The 21,122-nt window shown below is 66.5% G+C and carries 20 protein-coding genes, 1 tRNA gene, 1 other RNA gene and 2 pseudogenes; 13 read left to right on the top strand and 11 right to left on the bottom strand.

Annotation, left to right across the window (positions count from 1 at the left end; all coding sequences use genetic code 11):
- Nucleotides 1–44: 44 nt before the first annotated feature.
- Nucleotides 45–1,115: a glycosyltransferase family 4 protein gene (locus ACX5I6_RS08000; RefSeq protein ID WP_461840102.1), complete on the bottom strand. Its 1,071-nt coding sequence runs from the start codon at nucleotides 1,113–1,115 to the stop codon at nucleotides 45–47.
- 215 nt (nucleotides 1,116–1,330) lie between these two features.
- On the opposite strand from ACX5I6_RS08000, the gene ACX5I6_RS07995 reads away from it, so the two are divergent.
- Entirely contained in the window at nucleotides 1,331–2,029 is a 699-nt protein-coding gene (locus ACX5I6_RS07995; RefSeq protein ID WP_461840101.1) for a DsbA family oxidoreductase, read from the top strand.
- A 35-nt stretch (nucleotides 2,030–2,064) separates the two neighbouring features.
- The gene (locus tag ACX5I6_RS07990) at nucleotides 2,065–2,715 is read left to right on the top strand and encodes a TetR/AcrR family transcriptional regulator (protein WP_133831112.1); all 651 of its coding nucleotides are present in this window, start codon (nucleotides 2,065–2,067) and stop codon (nucleotides 2,713–2,715) included.
- A 7-nt stretch (nucleotides 2,716–2,722) separates the two neighbouring features.
- Here ACX5I6_RS07990 and ACX5I6_RS07985 read toward each other — a convergent pair.
- Nucleotides 2,723–3,384, bottom strand: a pseudogene (locus ACX5I6_RS07985) (LytR C-terminal domain-containing protein).
- Nucleotides 3,377–3,676, bottom strand: a complete 300-nt coding sequence (locus tag ACX5I6_RS07980; RefSeq protein ID WP_026264985.1) for a type II toxin-antitoxin system VapB family antitoxin — start codon at nucleotides 3,674–3,676, stop codon at nucleotides 3,377–3,379. The pseudogene ACX5I6_RS07985 and the gene ACX5I6_RS07980 overlap by 8 nt, the downstream one beginning before the upstream one ends.
- A gap of 137 nt (nucleotides 3,677–3,813) precedes the next feature.
- Between ACX5I6_RS07980 and ACX5I6_RS07975 the strand changes: the two genes are divergently transcribed.
- Together ACX5I6_RS07975 and ACX5I6_RS07970 are read left to right on the top strand one after the other, a co-directional pair.
- Entirely contained in the window at nucleotides 3,814–4,743 is a 930-nt protein-coding gene (locus ACX5I6_RS07975; protein WP_461840100.1) for a hypothetical protein, read from the top strand.
- Between the two features lie 49 nt (nucleotides 4,744–4,792).
- Complete coding sequence (locus ACX5I6_RS07970; RefSeq protein ID WP_461840099.1) at nucleotides 4,793–6,430, top strand: stealth family protein; 1,638 nt, start codon at nucleotides 4,793–4,795, stop codon at nucleotides 6,428–6,430.
- A gap of 54 nt (nucleotides 6,431–6,484) precedes the next feature.
- On the opposite strand, the gene ACX5I6_RS07965 is transcribed toward ACX5I6_RS07970, so the two are convergent.
- From ACX5I6_RS07965 to ACX5I6_RS07950, 4 genes and pseudogenes are all read right to left on the bottom strand, one after another.
- Nucleotides 6,485–7,414 carry a phosphodiesterase gene (locus ACX5I6_RS07965; RefSeq protein WP_461840098.1) on the bottom strand — a complete coding sequence of 310 codons (930 nt, stop codon included), beginning with the start codon at nucleotides 7,412–7,414 and terminating at the stop codon, nucleotides 6,485–6,487.
- Nucleotides 7,415–7,575: 161 nt separating this feature from the next.
- Nucleotides 7,576–8,088 carry a glutathione peroxidase gene (locus ACX5I6_RS07960; RefSeq protein ID WP_109045877.1) on the bottom strand — a complete coding sequence of 171 codons (513 nt, stop codon included), beginning with the start codon at nucleotides 8,086–8,088 and terminating at the stop codon, nucleotides 7,576–7,578.
- A 180-nt stretch (nucleotides 8,089–8,268) separates the two neighbouring features.
- Nucleotides 8,269–8,820, bottom strand: coding sequence for a hypothetical protein (locus ACX5I6_RS07955; RefSeq protein WP_461841760.1), 552 nt, complete (start codon nucleotides 8,818–8,820; stop codon nucleotides 8,269–8,271).
- A gap of 65 nt (nucleotides 8,821–8,885) precedes the next feature.
- Nucleotides 8,886–9,191, bottom strand: a pseudogene (locus ACX5I6_RS07950) (M23 family metallopeptidase); the annotation flags it as partial.
- Between the two features lie 598 nt (nucleotides 9,192–9,789).
- Between ACX5I6_RS07950 and ACX5I6_RS07945 the strand changes: the two are divergent.
- The gene (locus tag ACX5I6_RS07945; RefSeq protein WP_461840097.1) at nucleotides 9,790–10,725 is read left to right on the top strand and encodes an oxygenase MpaB family protein; all 936 of its coding nucleotides are present in this window, start codon (nucleotides 9,790–9,792) and stop codon (nucleotides 10,723–10,725) included.
- Between the two features lie 88 nt (nucleotides 10,726–10,813).
- Here ACX5I6_RS07945 and ACX5I6_RS07940 read toward each other — a convergent pair.
- A tRNA-Ser gene (locus tag ACX5I6_RS07940) sits at nucleotides 10,814–10,898 on the bottom strand.
- A 385-nt stretch (nucleotides 10,899–11,283) separates the two neighbouring features.
- Between ACX5I6_RS07940 and ffs the strand changes: the two genes are divergently transcribed.
- The 3 genes from ffs to recR all read left to right on the top strand — a co-directional run bounded on the left by ffs (nucleotide 11,284) and on the right by recR (nucleotide 15,371).
- Nucleotides 11,284–11,380: signal recognition particle sRNA small type (ffs, locus tag ACX5I6_RS07935), an RNA gene on the top strand.
- 21 nt (nucleotides 11,381–11,401) lie between these two features.
- On the top strand, nucleotides 11,402–14,695 hold the full coding sequence (locus tag ACX5I6_RS07930) for a DNA polymerase III subunit gamma and tau (protein ID WP_461840096.1): 3,294 nt from the start codon (nucleotides 11,402–11,404) through the stop codon (nucleotides 14,693–14,695).
- 76 nt (nucleotides 14,696–14,771) lie between these two features.
- Complete coding sequence (gene recR / locus ACX5I6_RS07925; protein WP_018763158.1) at nucleotides 14,772–15,371, top strand: recombination mediator RecR; 600 nt, start codon at nucleotides 14,772–14,774, stop codon at nucleotides 15,369–15,371.
- Here the strand turns inward: recR and ACX5I6_RS07920 are convergent.
- Nucleotides 15,325–16,488 carry a hypothetical protein gene (locus tag ACX5I6_RS07920; protein ID WP_461840095.1) on the bottom strand — a complete coding sequence of 388 codons (1,164 nt, stop codon included), beginning with the start codon at nucleotides 16,486–16,488 and terminating at the stop codon, nucleotides 15,325–15,327. The genes recR and ACX5I6_RS07920 overlap by 47 nt on opposite strands.
- A 196-nt stretch (nucleotides 16,489–16,684) precedes the next feature.
- On the opposite strand from ACX5I6_RS07920, the gene ACX5I6_RS07915 reads away from it, so the two are divergent.
- Nucleotides 16,685–18,043, top strand: coding sequence for an aspartate kinase (locus ACX5I6_RS07915; RefSeq protein ID WP_285247322.1), 1,359 nt, complete (start codon nucleotides 16,685–16,687; stop codon nucleotides 18,041–18,043).
- 59 nt (nucleotides 18,044–18,102) lie between these two features.
- On the opposite strand, the gene ACX5I6_RS07910 is transcribed toward ACX5I6_RS07915, so the two are convergent.
- Both ACX5I6_RS07910 and ACX5I6_RS07905 read right to left on the bottom strand, forming a co-directional pair.
- Nucleotides 18,103–18,318: a hypothetical protein gene (locus ACX5I6_RS07910; RefSeq protein ID WP_018763156.1), complete on the bottom strand. Its 216-nt coding sequence runs from the start codon at nucleotides 18,316–18,318 to the stop codon at nucleotides 18,103–18,105.
- A 118-nt stretch (nucleotides 18,319–18,436) separates the two neighbouring features.
- A complete protein-coding gene (locus ACX5I6_RS07905; protein WP_285247321.1) occupies nucleotides 18,437–18,679 on the bottom strand; it encodes a hypothetical protein in 243 nt (80 codons plus the stop codon).
- Nucleotides 18,680–18,757: 78 nt separating this feature from the next.
- Here ACX5I6_RS07905 and ACX5I6_RS07900 point away from each other — a divergent pair, with 78 nt between their 5' ends.
- From ACX5I6_RS07900 to ACX5I6_RS07885, 4 genes are all read left to right on the top strand, one after another.
- Nucleotides 18,758–19,222 (top strand): MarR family winged helix-turn-helix transcriptional regulator, encoded by a 465-nt coding sequence (locus ACX5I6_RS07900; protein ID WP_461840094.1) that lies wholly within the window; start codon nucleotides 18,758–18,760, stop codon nucleotides 19,220–19,222.
- A gap of 90 nt (nucleotides 19,223–19,312) precedes the next feature.
- Nucleotides 19,313–19,843, top strand: a complete 531-nt coding sequence (locus ACX5I6_RS07895) for an SSI family serine proteinase inhibitor (RefSeq protein WP_461840093.1) — start codon at nucleotides 19,313–19,315, stop codon at nucleotides 19,841–19,843.
- A complete protein-coding gene (locus ACX5I6_RS07890) occupies nucleotides 19,812–20,753 on the top strand; it encodes a 3-methyladenine DNA glycosylase (protein WP_461840092.1) in 942 nt (313 codons plus the stop codon). The genes ACX5I6_RS07895 and ACX5I6_RS07890 overlap by 32 nt, the downstream gene beginning before the upstream one ends.
- Nucleotides 20,750–21,082, top strand: coding sequence for a serine protease inhibitor (locus ACX5I6_RS07885; protein ID WP_461840091.1), 333 nt, complete (start codon nucleotides 20,750–20,752; stop codon nucleotides 21,080–21,082). Before ACX5I6_RS07890 ends, ACX5I6_RS07885 begins: the two co-directional genes overlap by 4 nt.
- The last annotated feature ends 40 nt before the right edge of the window (nucleotides 21,083–21,122 follow it).

The raw sequence follows: 21,122 nt of genomic DNA, 5'->3' as shown, positions 1-21,122 counted from the left end.
AGGCTCCCTTCTCCGGCAGATGCCCCCGGGGGATCGGGAAGCATTCAGGCCCCCAGTAAATTCTGGTGCACCCGGGGAACCTGCGGAACCCCTGAGGGCGTCCTCCCTTCAATGAGTTCGGCGTAGAGCTCCAGGTGGTCGGCAACCATGCGGGCGGCGCTGAAGCGCTCTTCCACGGCTTGCCGGCACACGGCCCTGTCCATCCGGGCCGCGGCCGCCACAAAGCCGGCCAGTTCCTCGGTTTTTCCCAGGAATCCCGTCCGGCCGTGCTCCACAATTTCCGGGGCCGCTCCGATGAGAGTACCAATCACCGGGGTGCCGGTGGCGAGCGCCTCGATCATCACCAGGCCGAACGGTTCTGACCATTGGATGGGGTTCAGGAATGCCGTCGCATCGCCCACCAACCGGTATTTGGCGGCATCGTCCACCTCCCCGACGAAGTCCTCGGTGGGGCCCAAAATCGGTTCAATCACTTCCCGGAAAAAGCGGACCTCTTCCGGTTCGCGCATTTTGACCGCAATTTTGAGGTGCATTCCAGCCTGCCTGGCGATCGTGATGGCCTCGAGCAGTCCCTTGTCCGGACTCGAGCGGCCAACGAAGCACAGGTATCCGCCGCTGCCGTTCCCCACGGGCACGGCGGAGAGGTCCATTCCGTGGTGGATGATCCGGGTGACGGGAACTGCGGGGGCGTGCGACGCCTGGTCCTTGGAGATGGCGATCACGGCACCACGCCGGGCAACGGCGCGGTAGATATCCGCCGCCCGGGCGTCGATGGGTCCGTGGATGGTGGTGGCCAGCGGGACCCCGGCCGGACGGTGCAGGTAGAGGGGCCCCGCCATGGTGTGGTCGTGGATGATGTCCGCGTCCTGCAGTCCCTCGTAGGCCCTGACAACATGGCTGAGTTCGCTGATGCTGGTGCCGAGCCCCTCGTACTCAGCGGGCCGCATCCCCGGAACGAGCCTTACCGGGCACGTACTCTCGAGCGGTGCCGCGAGCAGGACCTCGTGCCCGGCTGCGGCGAAGCCCCGGGCAAGGGCGTCCACTACCCTTTCCGTGCCTCCGTAGGTGGCCGGCGGGACCGGGATCCACGGCCCTGAGACAAGTCCAATCCGCATTCCTGGCCTCCCAGGTTACAGGCCGGGCTCCCCAGCAGGCCGGGCAAAATATCACCGGATGCGCTCTTGCACCCGATGAGTCTTCGATTCCGAGGGCCGCTGCATGACCACCTGATCCGACTATTGCCCACGACGGCCGCCGCCACAAGACCCAATGTGGCGGATCTCATAGCGGGCGCCGGAATGGCGCCCCCTGCCGGCCGGTTATGCAGGCCATGAAGATTGAGATCTGGTCCGACGTCGCCTGCCCGTGGTGCTTCATCGGCAAACGCCGCTTTGAGGCCGCCCTGGCATCCTTTCCGCACCGTGATGCTGTTGATGTGGTGTGGCGGAGCTACCAGTTGGATCCCGGGCTGCCGGAGCATTTCGATGGCACCGAACTGGAGTACTTGAGCAGCCGCAAGGGGATGCCGGCCCAGCAGGTCTCGCAGATGTTCGACCATGTGGCACGGCAGGCCAAGGACGAGGGCCTGAACTACCGCTTCGACAAGGTGGTGGTGGCCAACAGTTTCACGGCGCACCGGCTGATCCACCTCGCTGCCGCCCACGGCAAGCAGGACGCCGCCAAGGAACGCCTGCTCAGCGACCATTTCGAGCACGGCAAGGACATTGGCAGCCGGGAGTACCTGGCAGGACTGGGCAGGGAGCTTGGCTTGCCGGAGGACGAGGTGGACGAACTGTTCACCACGGACAAGTACGCGGACGCGGTCCGGTCCGACTTCCAGGAGGGCCAGTCCCTGGGCATCAGTGGTGTCCCGTTCTTTGTCATTGACCGCAAGTTCGGCCTGTCCGGCGCCCAGCCGGCGGAAACGTTCACGCGCGCGCTTAACCAGGCATGGCAGGAAGCCAACCCGCTGGTGCTGGTCGATTCCGCGGAGGCCGGGGCCTGCGGTCCGGATGGCTGCGCAATCTAGCGCCGTTTACTGACACATCGCGGTAAAGTGTCTGCATGCCCAGGATTTCAGCGGCCAGCAACGCCGAACAACGCGCTGACACGCAGCGCCGTATCCTCACAGCCTTCGGCGAACTCCTTTTCACCCACGGCCTTCCCGGGTTGACCATGACGGACGTGGCCCGGCACGCAGGGGTGGGCCGGACCGCCGTCTACAACTACTACGCGGACATCGAAGAACTGTTGATTTCCTACGCGCTGGAGGAGACGGAAAAGTTCCTCTCGGACCTGCGCGATTCGTTGGGCCGCCTGGAGAACCCGGTGGAGCGGCTGGCCCTTTACGTCCGCGCCCAGGTGGTTGACCTCAGCCGCCGCCACCTTCCGCCCGGACCGGCCATGGGCGCTGTGCTGTCGCCGTCGTCCTTTGCGAAACTCTCAGACCATGTCAGCGAGCTCAGCACCCTGCTGCAGGGCATCCTGCGTGACGGCATGGAGCAGGGCTACCTGCCGGTGGCGGACGTGGGGCAGCAGTCCCAGCTGATCCTGGGCACGCTGTCCTCCAGTGCCGCCAGGGGCAGCGACGAGCCTGCCGAACTGGAAGCGCGCGTGGCCCGCACGGTGCGGTTCATCCAGCTGGGCGCGGGAGCAAGGTTCGACGACGAAGGGCGGCCCCTGCGCGTGGCCGGCCTTCCAGCGGCGGCCGGCTAAGCCGTGGTCAGCGCGCCGGCACTACCGGAAGCTTGTTGGCATCCGCAATGCGGCGGCTTTCCCGGGGCAGCCCAGGGTCCCCGGGGTCTGGTCCACCACGTCGGCCGGGACGAGCGCTGCGAAGTCATGGGCCAGGATGACGTCCACGCTGGCGTCGGTCCTGCTGTCCTGGAAGTAGTCGGACCCCGGAACGTTGCGCTGCACCGTGAAAGCGGCGGCCTGCCCGGCCGCTCCAGAGACCACCGCCGCAACGCCCCGGTAGCCCGCATTGACGTTCGACACATTGCCCACCGCGAACTTCCGCGCCAGGAACTCATCCGCCACGGAGCGGGCCAGGCCGGCCCGGGTGGTGGAGTTGAAGACGTTCAGGCTGACCTTGTCGTTGGGCGTGTAGTCGAACACCGCGGTGGGGCACGAAGACACCGGCTTCTGGCTGGGCTCGGCCGTGGGAACCTTCAGCCGCCCGTTAATGATGGCAAGGGCAACGATGATGGCCGCGGCGATCAGCCCAACCAACAGGACCAGGACCACGCCGTGGAGCACGCGCCGGCGGACCCGGGCCGTTTCGTCGGCGTCCTTGGCCGCTTCCATCGCCGCCCGCAGCTCGGCGCCGGACACCACCCGGTGACCGTGCAGGACGCTGGGGTCCTTCGGCCGGCGGCTAGCCATCGAGCACCAGGACCCGGGCGTGGATCGCCGTGCGCTGGTGCAGTGCCGTACGGACCGCGCGGTGCAGGCCGTCCTCCAGGTAAAGGGTTCCCTGGTATTGCACCACGTGCGGGAACAGGTCACCGAAGAATGTGGAATCTTCGGCCAGCAACGCCTCGAGGTCCAGCGTGCGCTTGGTGGTCACCAGTTCGTCCAGCCGGACCGGCCGCGGCGGCAGCGACGCCCACTGTTTAGGGGTGCTGTAACCATGGTCGGGGTAAGGGCGGCCCTCGCCCACAGCTTTGAATATCACCATGCAACAGTAGGCACCGCGCCGCTCCAGCGAAAGCATCCGGGCGGACCGGCGCCAGGTTGTAGCCAAACAGTGACCATCCGTCACATCGGCCCGTTCCACGGCAGCGGGCCGGTTCCTGCTGACAGAATGGAGCCATGACCGCATCCGACTCCCCCGCCATGCCCGTGTCCGGAACCCGACTGCCATCCACGCCGCCGCTGGCGCTGCTGCTGGATGTGGACGGACCGGTGGCAAGCCCGGTGACCCGCGACGTGAAGCCGGACATCATCCTTGACCTGGTGGCGCTCGCGGCAGCCGGAATCCCCGTCATCTTCAACACCGGCCGCTCGGACGCGTTCATCCGCGAACAGGTCATGGAACCGATGATCGCCGCCGGAATCCCGGCGGGAACGGTCATCCACGCCGTGTGCGAGAAGGGCGCCGTCTGGTTCAGCTACACAAACGCCGGGGCAGGCCCCATCCACGTGGACCGGGAACTGGCTGTCCCTGCAGCGTACGGCGACGACATCCGGCGCCTGGTGGCGGATGATTACGCCGCCCACATGTTCTTTGACGAAACCAAACGTGCCATGGTCTCGGTGGAGCAGCACATCGACGTGCCCAGCGCCGAGTACCTGGCCGAGCAAAAACTGTTCGACGCGGACGCCATGGAGCTCATGGGCAGCCACGGCCTGGGCGTTGTCCGGCTGGACCACCATGCGCCCAATTCCGACGACGCCGTGGGCTACCGGGTGGATCCCACCATCATCTCCACCGACATCGAGTCCGTTCGGCTGGGCAAGGACCTAGGCGCCAGCCGCGCGGTGGAACTGCTGGCCGCCCAGGGGATCACGCCCCAGGCCTGGCGGACGGTGGGCGATTCCCGGACCGACTACGCGATGGCCGACTGGCTGCACCACAACGACCACCCGGTCAAGCACGTTGACGTCCGGCCCGCGGACGGCGTGCCCGGCAAACCATACCCGGTCCTCACGGCAGCGGACCTGGGACTGGACAGCACGGTGATCCACGACGACGCCGGCGGCGCTTTCCTGCGCGCCTGGCGGGAGGCGCTGGGCGCCTAAATCCCTGCCGCCGCGGGCCGAAACCTGCTGTTACCACGGCAGGACTATCATGCAGGTAAGAAAGCTTACTTCGACCACCACGGAGACAACCATTACAGAAGCACCGGTCCAGGACGAGGTCTACTACGGCGGCCAGGCGTCCGTGGAGGAACAATTTCACGCCGAGATCACCTCGGCGGCGGCGGAGCAGCGGCTCAGGCACCGCCCCGATGTCATCCGGCACAAGGGCCGCTACGCCCTGATCAACGACACCAGGACCCCTTACCAGGCCATGGTGGAGGACCTGCTGTTCCTGCGGAATGTCCTGGCAAACGCAGGCCTGGCGTACCTCCTGGTCCGCGGCAACAACGACCGCCCGGTGGTGGCGCTGGACTGGAAGAGCCGGAAGAAACTCCGCGCCGCCCTGGTGGAGGCGTGCCGGGACGAGCCCTTCTACTCCATGACCGTGGACGCCAAGAAGAAGACCTCCGTCCTGGTGGCCGACGGCGAGCTGTCCTCCAACCGGCAGGCACGGATCTTCCGCCTGTACCGGCCGCGGGTGGAGCCGGTGGGCGGTTTCGAGTTCGGCGCCTCCGCCGGCGTCCAGATCGAGCTGTGGTCCTTTGAAGGCGAGGAACTGATCCTCCCCATCGAGAACTCCCTGACCCGCAGGACCATGCTGCGGCAGGACGCCGTCCGCGGCACGGTGGAACGCTACGGCCACACCTGGCCCACCATCGAGAACATGTTCGCCGACCACGCCAGCGACATCAGCTTCGACATCGACCTGGTCTTTTCCTGGGTGGACGGAAGTTCTCCGGAGTACATCGCGGCCCGCCGCGCGCAGCAGCAGGGCGTGGTCCTGGGCGAGGGCGACGACCATGAGGCCCGGTTCCGGCAGATCAACGAACTCAAGTACGCGCTGCGCTCCGTGTACATGTTCGCCCCGTGGATCCGCCGCATCTTCATCGCCACGGACTCCCCCGCTCCGGCCTGGCTGGCAGAGCACCCGTCCGTCACGATCGTCCGCAGCGAAGAGTTCTTTGCCGATCCCTCAGTGCTGCCCACGCACAATTCCCAGGCTGTCGAGTGCCAACTGCACCACATCGAAGGATTGTCTGAACACTTCCTCTACTCCAATGACGACATGTTCTTTGGCCGGCCCGTAGGCCCGGACATGTTCTTCACCCCCGGCGGCATCACCAAGTTCATTGAGGCCGAAACCAGGATCGGCCTGGGCGAGAACGCTGCCGAACGCAGCGGGTTTGAGAACGCCGCCCGGGTCAACCGCAAGCTCCTCTGGAACCGGTTCGGGCGGATCACCACCCGGCACCTGGAACACACGGCAGCTCCGCTGCGGCGCAGCCTCGTAGCCCAGATGGAGGAAGAGTTCCCGGAAGAATTCCGGAAGACGGCGGCCAGCAGGTTCCGGGCGGCGGACAATATCTCCGTCACCAACTCGTTCTACCACTACTACGCCCTGCTGACGGGCCGCGCGGTCACGCAGACCGCCGCGAAGGTGCGCTACGTGGACACCACCATGCGGGCCGGGATCAACTATCTGCCCAAGCTGCTCGCCAAGCGGAACATGGACTTCTTCTGCCTGAACGATGGCAGTTTCCCCGAAGTCAGTGCCGACGAACGCGCAGAAGCGGTGACCGAGTTCCTGGAAAAGTACTTCCCCATCAAGGCGCCCTGGGAAAAGTAGGCCCGGGCACGGGTGCCCGGACCTGCCGGCGGGCCATCTCCGGGACCGGCGCTCCTATTTGCTGCTGGTCATGCCCTGCTTGGTGCTGCGGCGCTGCTTGGCGGTTTCCGGAATCCGGACTCCGGCAGCTGCCAGGCGCCGGGCGGTTTCCTCGGGTGAGACGTATTCACCCACGGTGGCGCCACGGCCCATCGGCACCACGGAGTGCACAATCGTGTGCTCGTACACGTGCACCAGGTTGAAGGCCTGTCCGCCGTCCTGCCCGCGGGTGCCTCCCACCGGAACGTTGAGGTCCTGCGTGTAGCAGGATGCGGACGCGACCGAGACCGGGACACCGGCGAAGCTGGCCGTGGTGGAGTAATGCAGGTGGCCGGCCAGGATGGTACGGACGTCAGAGTTGCGGACCACCGCTGCCAGGGAGGCTTGGTCGCGCAGCTCCACCAGCACCGAAAGATCGAGCACCGACGGGACCGGCGGGTGGTGGAGTGCAAGGATGGTGCCGTCCGGTGCCGGCGTTTCGAGTTGCTGTGCCAGCCACTCAAGCTGTGCTGTGCTCAGCTCGCCGTGGTGGAATCCAGGGACGGTGGTGTCCAGGGTAATGACGCGCAACCCGTTGATGAAATAGCTGTGGTCCACCGGTTCATCGGTGCCTGGCTGGTCCAGCAGGCCCCGGCGGAAGTTCGCGCGGTCGTCATGGTTTCCCATGGCCCAGATCACCTTGGCGCCGATTTCCTCGCATGCAGGGTCCACGATGGCACGGAGTTTCACATAGGCTTCGGGATCACCCTTGTCTGCGAGGTCGCCCGTGAAAATCACAGCCTCCGGCCGTGCACCGGACGCTTTGACTTCCTCGAAGAGCTGGATGAGGCGTGCTTCGCTGTCGACGGTTCCGTAGAGGGGTTCTGGACCTCCCAACAGGTGGGGATCGCTCAAGTGGAGTAGGAAGTGGCGTGGCCGGGGATGTTCGGCCTCGATGTGCTCCATTGCTACCTCTATGGTCGGTGGGAAGCCGTTCTTCCCTTGTACCCTTCAGTAATATTTATCCAATCAGACATTTGGCAAACTTGGGGTGAATCGCCGTAGCTGATGTGGAAAAAAACAAAAGAACTGCGCTTCTGCAGACTTAATTCGGCCTGCCGGGCGTATCAGCCCAGCGCTTCCTCTATCGCTTCGATGACCTTGGGCGCGTCCGGCTCCACGGTGGGGCCGAACCTGGCCGCCACCGTCCCGTCACGGCCCACCAAGAACTTTTCGAAATTCCACTTCACCGCTCCCGGCAGCAAACCGGTCCGGAACTTGGTCAGCTCGGAATAGAGCAGGTGCTGGTTGCGGCCCCGGACGTCCGCCTTGGCTGTCAGCGGGAAGGTCACCCCGAAGTTGCGCTCGCAGAATTCCGCGATTTCGCTGTCGGTGCCGGGCTCCTGGCCGGCGAACTGGTTACACGGGACGCCGAGGATCTCGAAGCCGCGGTCGCGGAATTTTCCGTAGAGGGCCTCGAGGCCGGCGTACTGGGGCGTGAAGCCGCAGTTGGAGGCGACATTGACCACCAGCACCACCTTGCCCTTGAACTGGCCGAAGTTCGTCCTGGTTCCGTCGTTGAGGAGCAACGGGATCGGGTACAGGGGCGCCGGGCGCTGTGTTTGCGAAAGGAAGCTCATAAGGGCAATTCGTTGCCGTCGGCACGGTGTACGGGTCCGACGTTGAAGAATTTTCCCGTCTAGGACGTCGTCGGGACAGGCGTGGGCTCCGTCGTCGTCGGGGCAGGTGCTGGCGAAATCGTCGTAGGGACGGGCGTGGGCTCCGCCGTCGTCGGGGCAGGTGCTGGCGAAATCGTCGTCTCAGGCGCCGTCGGGGCAGGCGCGGGCTCCACCGTCGTCGGGGCAGGTGCTGGCGTCGACTCCGTAGGCGTCGGCGTCGGGCTCGGCTCCGTCGGCGTCGGCGTCGGCGTCGGGCTCGGCTCCGTCGGCGTCGGCGTCGGGCTCGGCTCCGTCGGCGTCGGGCTCGGGCTCGGGCTCGGGTCCGTAGGCGTCGGCGTCGGCGTCGGGGTCGCTTGAGTGGGAGACGGGGACGGAGACGCCGTCGGGCTGCCGGGTGCCGGATCGGTCGACGGCGGTGCGGCACTGGGCGAAGGCGGGGCAGACGCCGTCGGGGCCGGCGTCGTCAACTGCCCGTTGGACATTGGAAAGAAGGTACCGGACGGCGCGGGGCCAGGCAGCAGGGGCGTCTGACCAGGCGATGCCTCCAGCCCGGCGGCCGGGGACAATCCCCGGTCCACCAGGAGCGGAATGGTCCAGCTGACCCTCCCGTCGGACAACCCAGGCCCGGGGCCGTAGGAAACCATGCCGGCCGGGAGTGCCTGGCCCACGGCGTGCAGCTGGACGAAGCTCCAATTCAACGGATTGGTGTAGCGGCCGTTCTGGATGGTCTCAAAGTGGAGATGGCAGCCCGTTGACCAGCCCGTGGTTCCCACCCGGGCGATGACCTGGCCCACCTGGACCCGATCGCCGGTATGGACGCCAGTCGATTCAAGATGGTTGTACGTGGTGATGAGGCCGTCACCGTGATCGATCTCAACCCGGTTGCCTCCACCCCAGGGGTGCCATCCGGCCGCCCGGACCACCCCGGAATCGGCCGCATAGACGGGGGTTCCGCAAGCGGCCGCGTAGTCCTGGCCAAGGTGGAAGTCTCCCGACGTCCCGCTGAGGGGACTCACCCGGAAACCGAAGGGCGAGCTCGTGTCGAGCACCTGGAGCGGCGCCATCAGGAAGCCTGCCGGCGGCCGGCCTACACCGGCCGGGCTTACCACTACTCCCGCCGACGGATCCTGGAAACCGCCCAGCGCTGCATGCGGGAAGGCCAAAGTGACATTGGGATCCGAGGCGATGGCCGGCGGAAGGGAACCGGCACCAACCTGGTCCAAGGCCTGCCGCCCGGTACTTCCATCCGCCGCCCCGGTGTCCGCGCCCGGGACCGCCCCGGCCGACGCCACGCCACCGGCAGTCCCGGCCCGGTCAAGCTCCCCTGCCAACCGGACGGGACCTGCGGGGCCACCGGAGAGATTGACTGCATAAGCGGCAGCCGCGACTATAGCGGCGGCGAACACGGCACGGACCAGGTGGGGAAAGGTCCGCTGGGCCGGTTTGCCGTTACCGGGCACCCAATAATTGCCCATTGATTGACTCCAGGACGGGGGTTGCCGCGCGTTGTCTCGACGGTACGTCCCATGGGACCACAGGTCCGGGCGCCGGGGAACCCTGGAGGAGCACAATGCGGGATTTTTTGTGGGCTTTAGGTGCAGGGACTTACCTGCCGGCCAAGCCGCCGACTGACGCGCAGACCGAAATGGGCAAGAATGGCTCATGCGCAATTTCGTTCGTACCTGGCGGGACGAAATCAAGAAGACTTTCTCCGGGAATGCCGACGCACCACCGGAGTGGTCGCTGCGGCTCGCGGAGGGCGACGACGCCGGCTACCACCTGCCAGGGTCGGCGGTGTGGGCGGTCCACGGCTCCATGTCCCCCATTGTGGGCGGTATCCGGACACTGCTGATGCAGTCGCTGCATCCCGGCGCCCTGGCGGGCGTGCACGAGCATTCCAACTTCCGCGAGGATCCCCTCCGCCGGCTGGCCAACACCATCCGCTGGATTTTCACCGTGACTTACGGTTCCACGGCCGCCGCGGAGGAGGCCTCACGGCGCGTCCGCCGCCTCCATGAGCCGGTGCAAGGCAGCTACCAGGACAACGCCGGCACCGAGCGCTCCTACAGCGCCAACGATCCCGGGCTGGCTGCCTGGATCCACATCGCCTTCACGGACGGTTTCCTGGCCGCCCACCGGATCTGGGGCGGCCCGATCCCCGGCGGAGAAGATGCCTATGTCCGCGAGTGGGCACAGGCCGGACGGCTCATGGGTGTGGAGGACCCGCCGGTCACCCGGGCGCAGATGCGGAGCCAGCTGGACGCCTGGTATGAGCGGGGCGAACTGCGGGCTGACGGCAGGGTCAAGGAAACGGTGGAGTTCATTCGCAACGCACCCCTGCATCCACTGTTGAGGCCGGGTTACCGCGTCTTGTTCGCGGCCGCCGTTTACAGCCTGGAGCCCCGGTACCGCCGGATGCTGGGCCTCTCCGTTCCACGGCTGGGCCCTTTCCCGCTTCCGGTACGGTTGGCCACAAAGCTGGTTCTCGGCTTCGTGCATCTCGCCCTGGGCGGCATCCGCAGGCGCAAGGGTCCCAGCGAATCAGCGGCGCTGGAGCGGCTGCGGCGCCTGGGCGAACCCGCCGCTGATTTGGCCTGAGAAACTCAACCGCCGTCCCGTGGGGGAGGACTGGTGGTTTAACGAAAGAACCCGGCCCCGGCAACTGCCGGGGCCGGGTTCCAACCGGCGGAGAATGGGGGATTTGAACCCCCGAGGGCGTTAACCCAACACGCGTTCCAGGCGTGCGCCATAGGCCGCTAGGCGAATTCTCCAACTGCTTCTGAATCAAAAGCAGGTACCAGATTACCTGAACTTTTCCGCATCGCCCAATTGGCCCGCGCGGGACCCGTTTTCGAACGTGCCCGGCAAGACCTTCAGAGTCCCGCCAGGCTCCGTCCCGACCTGGCAATGGACGCCCCCAATGCGCCCATTCCCTGTTGCTGCACCGTTGAGCTGCCGGGTCCGGTTCGTTCAACCAGGCCACGCAGCTCACAATCTTGAGATTGCCCCAATCGGTGTATATACAAATGATCATGGCTGCCCCGGGGATAAGCAATGGAAATCCGCGACGTGACCGGCGTTTCCTGCCTCGCGCCACCTCCGTCACCGCGGCAGCCGGCCGATTCGAGTCGCGCCCCATGTTCAGGTAAAGTGTTTGACGGCCCCTCATGTGGCGTCATCCTGTTGAACTCCCCCAGGACCGGAAGGTAGCAAGGGTAAATGGGCTCTGGCGGGTGCATGGGGGGTCTTTACTATTCCCCCACAGGGCGGCAGGATGTCAGCCCGGATTGGTAGGGTTTTCTCTGTGACAGTTACCACCGCCCTGTACCGCAGATACCGTCCCGACTCGTTCGCTGACGTTATCGGGCAGGAGCATGTCACCGAACCGTTGATGACGGCTTTGCGCAAGAACCGTGTCAACCACGCCTACCTTTTCTCCGGTCCCAGGGGCTGCGGCAAAACCACCTCCGCCCGCATCCTGGCGCGCTGCCTCAACTGTGCCCAAGGCCCCACGGACACCCCGTGCGGAACCTGCCCCAGCTGTGTGGAACTGGCCCGTGGCGGCTCGGGTTCCCTCGACGTCATCGAGATCGACGCCGCGAGCCATGGCGGCGTGGACGATGCCCGGGACCTCCGTGAGCGCGCCACCTACGCCCCGGTCCGGGACCGCTACAAGATCTTCATCATCGACGAAGCCCACATGGTCACCTCGGCCGGGTTCAACGCCCTCCTGAAGATCGTCGAAGAGCCGCCGGAACACATCAAGTTCATCTTTGCCACCACGGAGCCGGACAAGGTCATCGGCACCATCCGCTCCCGGACCCACCACTACCCGTTCCGGCTGGTACCGCCGGAGCCGCTGATGGCTTACCTTGAGCTGCTGTGCCGCCAGGAGAATGTTCCGGTGGCTCCCGGCGTGCTGTCCCTGGTTATCCGGGCCGGCGGCGGATCCGTCCGCGACTCCCTGTCCGTCCTGGACCAGCTCATGGCAGGTGCCGGACCCAACGGGCTGGACTACGAGCTCGCCGTTGCGCTCCTCGGTTACACCCACGCCTCGCTGCTGGACGACGTCGTGGAGGCCGTGGCCGCTTCTGACGCCGCAACGGTCTTCCGGGCCGTGGACCGCGTCATCCAGACAGGCCATGATCCGCGGCGGTTCGTGGAAGACCTGCTGGAACGCTTCCGCGACCTCATCATCGTCCAGGCGATGCCGGAGAGCGCGCATGCCATCCTGCGCGGCATGCCGGCGGACCAGATCGCACGGCTTCAGAACCAGGCGCACAACCTTGGCGCCGCAGAGCTGTCGCGGGCTGCGGACGTTACCAACACGGCCCTGACCGAGATGACCGGAGCCACGTCACCGCGGCTGCACCTTGAACTGTTGTGCGCGCGGATCCTCCTGCCCAGCTCCGAGCAGAACGAACGCGGCATGGCGGCACGGATCGACCGGGTGGAGCGGCGGCTCAACTACGCCGGGAACGACGTCGGCGCTGCCGCAACGGCCCTGCCGGCAGCCGCGGCAGCGCCTTCGGCGCCCGCACCGGCTGCCTCCGCCCCCACACAAGCGGCACCTGTCTCGGCACCAGCGGCCCCCGTCTCGGCACCAGCCACCCCCGCCCAGGCGCAGGTGCCCGCCGGACCGGCGTCCGGCCCTGCGTCACCCAGCCAACACCCTGCCGAGGAAGCCGCCCGGCCCGTTCCCCACCCCGGCCGGGATTCGGCGGACCAGCCATCGAATGCCTCGCCGGCGCCCGCCGTTCGCACGCAGGAAACCGAACAGGCCGCTCCCGCCCAGGCCGGATCGGCCGCCCCTGCGGCGACGGCTCCTTCCGCGGGACCGGCAGCCCCTGCAGGTCCGGCTTCCGCGAGCAGCCAGGGAGCGTCCGCGCAGGATGCACGCAACTCCCTCACTCCCCCACGCGTGAGCACCAACGACTGGCCCGTGGAGGAGCCGGCCCGCGGCCGCCCAGCCCAGGCGCCCGTTGCGGCAGCAGCCCCCAAGGCAACGCCTCCGGCGCCACAGGAGCAACCTGCACGGTCCGCCCCTGCAGCTTCCCCGGCAATGGGCGATGTTGAAGTCCTCCGCAGGGCCTGGCCTGATGTCCTGCAGACCTTGTCGAAGATCAAGCGCAGCACCTGGGCCTTGGTGGAACCCAACGCACAGGTCAGCGCCTTCGACGGCAGCACCCTGACCCTCTCCTTCACCACGCCCGGACTCGCCGGAGCCTTCGGCCGGGCGGACCACTCCGACAATCTGCGCCAGGCCATCCACAAGACGGTTGGCATCGATCTGCAGATCAACGCGGTTGCCGGCGGCGCCAGCCAGGCGAGCTCTGAGCCAAACCCAAAAGTGCCGGCCAGCCCGGTGGTTCCGGCCACTTCAGCTGACGTTGCCTGGGGGCTTGCTCCGGCCCCCGCCACATCATCCGAGGCCACGGCGGACAGTGCTGCCGCAACCACGCCGGCTGCAGCACCAGTACCTGCACCCGCGTCGCCGGCACCAGCCGTAGCCCCTGTATCGGCACCTGCCTCCGCATCCGCCCAGGCCGCGTCGTCTCCGGCATCCGCTGCAGCCGCTCCGCCCGCTGGTAAGAACCAGCGCCGGGAGTCCGTCCGGCCGGGCTCTGAAGGCACTGGAGCCCCGGGCAACGCATCCGGCCCCGCCGTGTCGCAGTCGCCCTACCCCTCCGCCGCCGGAGACTACTCGTATTCGGACGACGACTGGGGCCCGCCCCGGGACGAGGACGCTCCGCCGCTGGATGAAGAGCCCCCCATGGACTGGGAACCTTCGGCCCCTGCTTCCGGCCCCACCGCAGTGCCTGCCTCGACCGCCGGCGCGGACCGGCCTTCCGGCAGCAACCGCACAGAAGCCGCGCCTAACGCGGAACCGGCAGCTTCCCCTTCCGGCAATTCCGCACACGGAGAGGCCCCCTTTGCGGTAGCCGCCCACGACCCCTGGGCCCGGGCCGTCGAGCAGGCCCCCGGCGTTTGGGTGGTTGGAGACAAGACCAACGTGGGTTCACCGTCTGTCAGTGCTTCCGCGAACGAACCGGCGCCCCCGGCCCCGGCTCCGCATTACGAACCGGCCACTGCGCAAGTGCCGGCTGCCATCCCCGCCAGCGCAACCCGGGCCACGGCCGAGGCCGACTGGGGTGTGGGAGCGGTCAACCACAACAGTCGTGCGGACTCCGTCCGGGAAACGTACAAGCCGGTTGAGGCCAAGCCTGCTCCGGAACCCGAACTGGCCATGGCATCAGCCGGGCCTGCCACAACTGCCCCGTCCCGGCCACAGGCTCCGGCGGCCGCACCCTCAGCAGGGCGGCCTGAAACGCGGCAAAGCCTTTACCAGCGGCTGTCCAACAGCCCGGAAGCCGAGGCCGGCCGGGCCAAGGCGCCCGCCAGGGCCGCAACTGCACCCAGCGCGTACGTCCAGGACATCCCCAGCGCCGACGACGAAACCATCGAGGAGTCCGGTGTGTTCGGACGGGCGGCGGTGGAGCGTATTCTGGGCGGAAAGCTGATCGAGGAACGGTCCAACGACGGCACTCCCATAACGCCCCGGTACTGACCGGCCACAACGCCGCAAACCGTTGGTCCGCACCTGTTGACCTGCCCGCCATCCATGTCGAACTAAAGAGGGAATTGTGTACGAAGGTGCTGTCCAGGAGCTGATTGACGAGCTCGGACGCCTTCCAGGGGTGGGACCCAAGTCGGCGCAACGGCTGGCGTTCCACATCCTCGAGGCCGATCCCCAGGACATGAAACGGCTGGTCGAGGCCATCACCACGGTCAAGGACAAGGTCAAGTTCTGCACTGTCTGCGGCAACGTCACTGAACAGGAACTCTGCAACATATGCAGGGATCCGCGCCGGGACCCTGCCGTGATCTGCGTCGTGGAGGAGTCCAAGGACGTCCTGGCCGTGGAACGCACCCGGTCCTTCCGTGGCCGGTACCACGTACTTGGCGGTGCGATCAATCCCATTGCCGGCGTCGGGCCCGAGCAACTTCGGATTCGCGAACTGCTCACGCGGCTGAACGACGGCGCCATCCAGGAAGTCATCATCGCCACAGACCCCAACCTGGAGGGCGAGGCCACGGCCACGTACCTTGCCCGCATGCTGAAGACGATCGGTATCACCGTCACCCGCCTGGCGTCCGGCCTGCCGGTGGGGGGCGATCTCGAATACGCGGACGAAGTCACTTTGGGCCGCGCCTTCGAAGGCCGTCGAAACGCCTTGGCCTGACCGGCTCCCCGTCGGCTGCAGCATCGGGCACGGCCGGATTTTCCTGCCGAAGTCGCCGCCGCTTGGACGCCATCCGGGCTCCAGCCACCAGCGCGCCGGCAACGACGCCCTGGATCAGCAGGCCGGTAGCACCCAGAGGCACGTGCGTGGCCTCCCCGCCCAATGGTTCACCGTTGACGCATGGCACCTGGGTTCCGTCTGCTGCTTCCTGCAGTCGGGACGACAACCAGCCGAAGGGCTCCTTCGCGGCGTCCTGCCCGGCAGCAAGCATGACGAACACCACGCTGGGGCTGGATGCGGCCAGCCACATGATGCGCTCGGTCCGGTAAACCTCGGTGGTTCCTGCCTGGACCCTTGAGCATTCATAGGCCAGGAAGGTCCCATCCTGAGCCTGTTGAACATTCATGGCCACAGTTACCGGTTCCTCAGAACGGACGGCGGGGAGCAACAGGACGCAGGTCCCGATGCCGCCGGCCACCAGGAACAGGGCCACGAACCACCCCGCAACGCCGGCCCAGGCGCGGTTCCGCACCAGGGACGCCACTGCCGTCCCCATGCCGCTGAAGAACCCGGCCTCGACCGCCGCCACCACGGCGGAGACCGCTGCCGGTGTTGCATGCTGCCCGGCCATCGCCGCCAGGGCCAGGAGGACGGCCAGGATGAGCACCGCGAATACCAGGCTGCGCATGATCGAAGCCACGATCGGGGCCACCAGGCCGGCCGGCCAACCTGGCCCCACGGACCTGCGCCAACAGTCCATGCCCCAGTGCATTGCCACGAACGCGGATGCAGCCGGCAACAGCAGGAGCGCGAGCAGATAGGCAGTCACGGGCATCGATCCGGCAGGCTCGTCCGCACCCCCGAACAGCAAGGAAAGCGTCCCCACAACAACCCCCATGGCGACGGCGGCGCCCATGGTGGACGACCAGAAACGCAGGGTATGCACAACCCGCCACCAGTCCAGCGCCGCTGCCCGCACCGCCGGTCCGAACACCGGACCGGCGGTGGATTCAGCCGCCTCGTCGCCCAGCGGTTGGCGGCCGCCGTCGTCCCGTCCGATGGGTTCGAAGTAGGGCCCGGGCCGTTGCGGATCGGGGAGCTGCCAATCGTCGGCCATGCGTGGACTCCTTTCCCCGGACAGGCCGTCCGGGCGTTGTCCGGCCGGGCCGCCGCCTTCATGCCAGTCCCATCGTGGGCCGGTATGTGGTCATAATTCAACGTCCCTCCGGGCACGGCGATAAACTGTCGGAGGAAGTCGCGCCGCCAGGCTTCATGGCCTCCAAAACTCCAACTGATCCGATGAAGGTACGCGCATGAGTACGCCCACTACCGAACTGCACAACGCAACCCAGCCGCAGGTGGCGCCCGACGCCGGCGCGGTGACCAAACAGCTCATCGTGCAGAAATTCGGCGGCTCCTCCGTGGCGGACGCCGAGGGGATCAAGCGCGTGGCCAAGCGCGTGGTCGATGCCCAGGACGCCGGCAACGAGGTGGTGGTTGTCGTCTCGGCAATGGGCGACACGACAGATGAGCTCCTGGACCTCGCAGCGCAGGTGACAGATTCCGCCCCCGCCCGCGAAATGGACATGCTCCTGTCCGCCGGGGAGCGCATTTCCATGGCGCTGCTGGCCATGGCCATCAACAAGCTCGGTGCGTCCGCACAGTCCTTCACCGGGTCCCAGGCCGGCATGATCACGGACGGCATCCACGGCAAAGCCCGGATTATCGACGTCGACCCGCACCGTATCCGGACTGCGCTGGACAAGGGCAACATCGCCATCGTTGCGGGCTTCCAGGGCATGAGCCGGGCCACCAACGAAATCACCACCTTGGGCCGTGGCGGCTCGGACACAACGGCTGTGGCACTTGCCGCGGCGCTCGAAGCGGATGTCTGCGAAATCTACACCGACGTCGACGGCATCTACACGGCCGATCCGCGCGTTGTCCCCTCAGCCCAGAAGATCGACACCATATCCAGCGAGGAGATGCTGGAACTCGCCGCCTCGGGCGCGAAAATCCTGCACCTTCGCTGCGTGGAATATGCCCGCCGGTTCGGCGTGCCGCTGCACGTCCGTTCCTCATTCAGCCAGCATGAAGGCACCTGGGTCATTCCCGGCGCCGACGACAAGATCACCACTCAAGAGGGAGTTGCCTTGGAGCAGCCAATCATCTCCGGCGTTGCGCACGACCGTTCCGAAGCGAAGGTCACCGTGGTCGGCGTTCCCGACATCCCCGGCAAGGCCGCTGCGATCTTCCAGGTCATCGCCGACGCCCACTCGAATATCGACATGATCGTCCAGAACGTTTCCACCCACGGCACGGGCAAGACGGACATCTCCTTCACCCTGCCGATCGTCGAGGGTGCCGATGCCCTGGCCGCCCTCCACGCAGCGCAGGACCAGATCGGCTTCGAGGCCATTGAATACAACGAGCAGATCGGCAAGCTCTCCCTGATCGGCGCCGGCATGCGGTCACACCCCGGCGTTTCGGCCACGTTCTTCAAGGCCCTGTCCGATGCCGGCATCAACATCAACATGATCTCCACCTCTGAAATCCGCATCTCGGTGGTAACCCACGCTGACCTGCTGGACGAGGCCGTGCGCGTGATCCACCAGGCGTTCGGCCTGGACAGTGAAAGCGAAGCGACAGTTTACGGCGGCACCGGCCGCTGAGCAGGCACGAAAAAGCCGGGCTGCCGTTACTTTGGTAACGGCAGCCCGGCTTTTTCGTATCAGGACTCCCGGTCCAGGTCTTCCCGGCGCACTGCGTAGTGGTGGCCCGTTGAATCGGTTTCCACCACGAAATGTGAAAGATCCTCTTCGGAGGCCTGCTCAAATTCGTCGTGTCGGTGCACCACGGGCGTGTCGGCATCCAGCCGGGTGGCAGGGCCGAAGAAGAAGCGGAGCCTCTCGGTCAGGCCCATGAAACCGCTGAGGACATGTGCCACTGTTTCCCACCCCCTTCCCGAACCTCGGGCGAAAGTGCTGCTGCCTCCTAGCGGAAACAGTGCCCTTATTCTAATCCCGGCGCCGGAAAAAGGCGCCGGTGACGGCGGCGTGAAAGGGCTACCGCAAGGAACGGTCCTCAGGGTTCCTGGGCACAACATAGGTGCTGCCATCCGGTCTGGTAATGGTCTCCCACTGCTGGGTTTCCGCCTGGCGCTGGGCCAGCAGCCGGCGGTTTTCCTCGGTCATGTCGTGGGCCAGCGCGGAGCGGTTGGCCGGGCCGAAGACAGCCCTGAGTTTTCCCGTGGCGCGCATGAAGCGCTGGGAGGCGTTGCCTTTGTCCCCGGACCTGTCCCTGGCCATGAACGCGTTCCTTCCATTCACTGCTTGTTTCCCATCAATGTACACTAATAATTAGTGCACTAACAATGTAAGGAAGCCATGACCACCACATCTCCCGTCGATGCCGCTGATGAAGACCTCTTGCTGGAACACCAGCTGTGCTTTGCGCTGACGGTGGCCGCCCGAAGCGTCGTGGGCGCCTACAAGCCAGTGTTGGAAAAACTCAACCTCACACACCCGCAGTACCTGGTGATGCTGTGCCTGTGGGAGACCAGTCCGCGTACGGTACGGAACATCAGTGAGGCTTTGGCCCAGGAACCGGCAACCATCTCTCCGCTCCTGCGCAGGCTCGAGGCGGCAGGGTTGATTACCCGGGGCCGCGCTGAGGGTAACGAACGCGCCTTGGCGGTTGCCCTGACGCCAGAAGGAAGAGCGCTCCGGCAACAAGCCCTGCAGGTTCCGGGGACCATGATGGAACGGCTGGGCCTCACCAGGGAACAGTTGGCCGAACTGCACGCCTCCATGATGGGACTCATCGCCGCAACGTCGGAGGGCACGCGCTGACCGGTCAACCATCAAGCGGCCCGCCTGCCGGCCCGGGGTTCTGCCGCAAAACCGACGACTAGAATGGCATGACGAAAGGGAGGTGGCCTGATGCGTAACCTACGGTTGGCCGCGGCGGCCCTGGCCATGGGTGCAGGGCTGCTCTCCGGCTGCAGCGGCTCCTCCACCGGCGGGCCCACCGCGTCCGGCAATTCACCCGTGGGCCCCACTCCCGGTACTGAAACTTCGGCTGCGGCCCCTGCGCCCGCAACTTCACGGCCCAGCAACGGGCCGGGACAGGGAAACGCTGAGCTTGCCATTACCGTGATGCCGTCCGAGGGCGCACCCGCGCTCGCCTACACCCTGGTCTGCACCTCCGGAACTCCCGCCGCGAAGAGCAGCCACCCGGATCCTGCTGCTGCCTGCGCGGCCCTCAAGGCGAACCCCGCCATCGTGGCCTCGGCGGCGCCGGGAAGCGACCGGACCTGCACCCAGCAGTATGGCGGCCCACAGAAGGCGACTGTGACCGGGGCCGTGGATGGCGTCGCCGTCGAATCCTCCTTCGCCCGGACCAACGGGTGTGAAATCAGTGCGTGGGACGCTGCCAAGGATGTGCTCGGTGCTGCCGGTGGAGCCTCTTAGCCTGCTGGCGGAGGACAGCGCCCAGGCACGGGAGGAAGCCCACCTGCAGCGCGTCAGCCGCTACGCCGATCCTTATCTTGCCCGCCGGTCAGCCGGGCAGAAGCATCCGGTGGAAGATTTCCTTTTCACCTATTACACCCAGAAGCCGGGCCAGCTGAAGCGCTGGCACCCGGGGGCCGGGACCGTCCTCACGGGCGGGCAGGCGGCCGCCCGGCAGGGCTGGAAGCACTACCGGACGCTCGACGACGGCGAGCTTGCCTCGCTGGGACTGACTGCGGGGAGCATGGCAGTCACCTTCGACCGGGCGGCCTTCCTTGCCGACCGCACGGAGGCAGTGGCGTTCGCCGGGGTGATCCTTCGCGGCACGGCGGCACGGCCTGCACAGTTCGGCTGCTTCGGCCTGCATGAATGGGCCATGGTCTACCGGCAGGACAAGTTCGATCTCCGCCACGAATACCTGCACCTGCGGCTGGGATCAGCCGGTACGGACAAGGTGGTGGAGGACAACAAGATCCGGTGCACCCACTTTGATGCGTTCCGGTTCTACACCCCTGACGCCATTCCGCTCAACGAGTTTTCACCCAGCCGTGAATCGCAGCGCCACCTGGAGCAGCCGGGCTGCCTGCACGCCAACATGGACCTCTATAAGTGGGCGTACAAGCTGCTGCCGGCCCTTTCGAGCGAACTGGTCATGGACTGCTTCGAACTCTCCTGGCGCATCCGGGCCATGGACATGCAGGCTTCCCCGTACGACCTCGCCGAGTGGGGCTACCCCGCCATTCCCATCGAAACTCCGCAGGGCAAGGCTTCCTACGTTGAGCACCAGCGCAATTTTGCCGCCGAGGCTGCCGCCTTGCGCGAGAGGCTTGCCCTGGACCTGGACGCCCTCGCAGCGGGAGCGCCGATGTGATCGACCTGTCCATCAGCGTCCGAGAAGCCCCGGATGCCCCCGAGTATGTTTTCCGGCTGGTGGCGGAGGACGGAACTTTGGCGGCCGAAACCACCCTGCCGGCACCGGAGGCCGCCCTGGCGACCGTGGAGGAATTCGGGGAAGACATCTTCTTTCCCCGGCCCGGGCCACCGAGGCTGTGCACCCAGCAGTACGGAGGACCCCAGGTTGCCGTCGTTTCCGGCACGTTCCATGGACGCCCGGTCCATTCGGTCTTCACCCGGACAGACGGCTGCGAGATCGCCCGGTGGAAGGCCATGGCTCCCCTGCTGGGCGGTAACGCCACCTGACTGCCGGCAGCCGGGCACGAAAAGGGTCCCGGACAAGTCG

It is taken from the genome of Arthrobacter sp. MMS24-T111 (genome assembly GCF_054888995.1).
This window is presented reverse-complemented; position numbering and strand designations above follow the sequence as displayed.

What these genes read in the sequence shown, in the direction of transcription:
- ACX5I6_RS08000 (WP_461840102.1), bottom strand. Translation starts at nt 1,115, where the DNA reads ATGCGGATTGGACTTGTCTCAGGGCCGTGGATCCCGGTCCCGCCGGCC.
- ACX5I6_RS07995 (WP_461840101.1), top strand. Translation starts at nt 1,331, where the DNA reads ATGAAGATTGAGATCTGGTCCGACGTCGCCTGCCCGTGGTGCTTCATC.
- ACX5I6_RS07990 (WP_133831112.1), top strand. Translation starts at nt 2,065, where the DNA reads ATGCCCAGGATTTCAGCGGCCAGCAACGCCGAACAACGCGCTGACACG.
- ACX5I6_RS07975 (WP_461840100.1), top strand. Translation starts at nt 3,814, where the DNA reads ATGACCGCATCCGACTCCCCCGCCATGCCCGTGTCCGGAACCCGACTG.
- ACX5I6_RS07970 (WP_461840099.1), top strand. Translation starts at nt 4,793, where the DNA reads ATGCAGGTAAGAAAGCTTACTTCGACCACCACGGAGACAACCATTACA.
- ACX5I6_RS07965 (WP_461840098.1), bottom strand. Translation starts at nt 7,414, where the DNA reads ATGGAGCACATCGAGGCCGAACATCCCCGGCCACGCCACTTCCTACTC.
- ACX5I6_RS07960 (WP_109045877.1), bottom strand. Translation starts at nt 8,088, where the DNA reads ATGAGCTTCCTTTCGCAAACACAGCGCCCGGCGCCCCTGTACCCGATC.
- ACX5I6_RS07945 (WP_461840097.1), top strand. Translation starts at nt 9,790, where the DNA reads ATGCGCAATTTCGTTCGTACCTGGCGGGACGAAATCAAGAAGACTTTC.
- ACX5I6_RS07930 (WP_461840096.1), top strand. Translation starts at nt 11,402, where the DNA reads ATGTCAGCCCGGATTGGTAGGGTTTTCTCTGTGACAGTTACCACCGCC.
- ACX5I6_RS07920 (WP_461840095.1), bottom strand. Translation starts at nt 16,488, where the DNA reads ATGGCCGACGATTGGCAGCTCCCCGATCCGCAACGGCCCGGGCCCTAC.
- ACX5I6_RS07915 (WP_285247322.1), top strand. Translation starts at nt 16,685, where the DNA reads ATGAGTACGCCCACTACCGAACTGCACAACGCAACCCAGCCGCAGGTG.
- ACX5I6_RS07905 (WP_285247321.1), bottom strand. Translation starts at nt 18,679, where the DNA reads ATGGCCAGGGACAGGTCCGGGGACAAAGGCAACGCCTCCCAGCGCTTC.
- ACX5I6_RS07900 (WP_461840094.1), top strand. Translation starts at nt 18,758, where the DNA reads ATGACCACCACATCTCCCGTCGATGCCGCTGATGAAGACCTCTTGCTG.
- ACX5I6_RS07895 (WP_461840093.1), top strand. Translation starts at nt 19,313, where the DNA reads ATGCGTAACCTACGGTTGGCCGCGGCGGCCCTGGCCATGGGTGCAGGG.
- ACX5I6_RS07890 (WP_461840092.1), top strand. Translation starts at nt 19,812, where the DNA reads ATGTGCTCGGTGCTGCCGGTGGAGCCTCTTAGCCTGCTGGCGGAGGAC.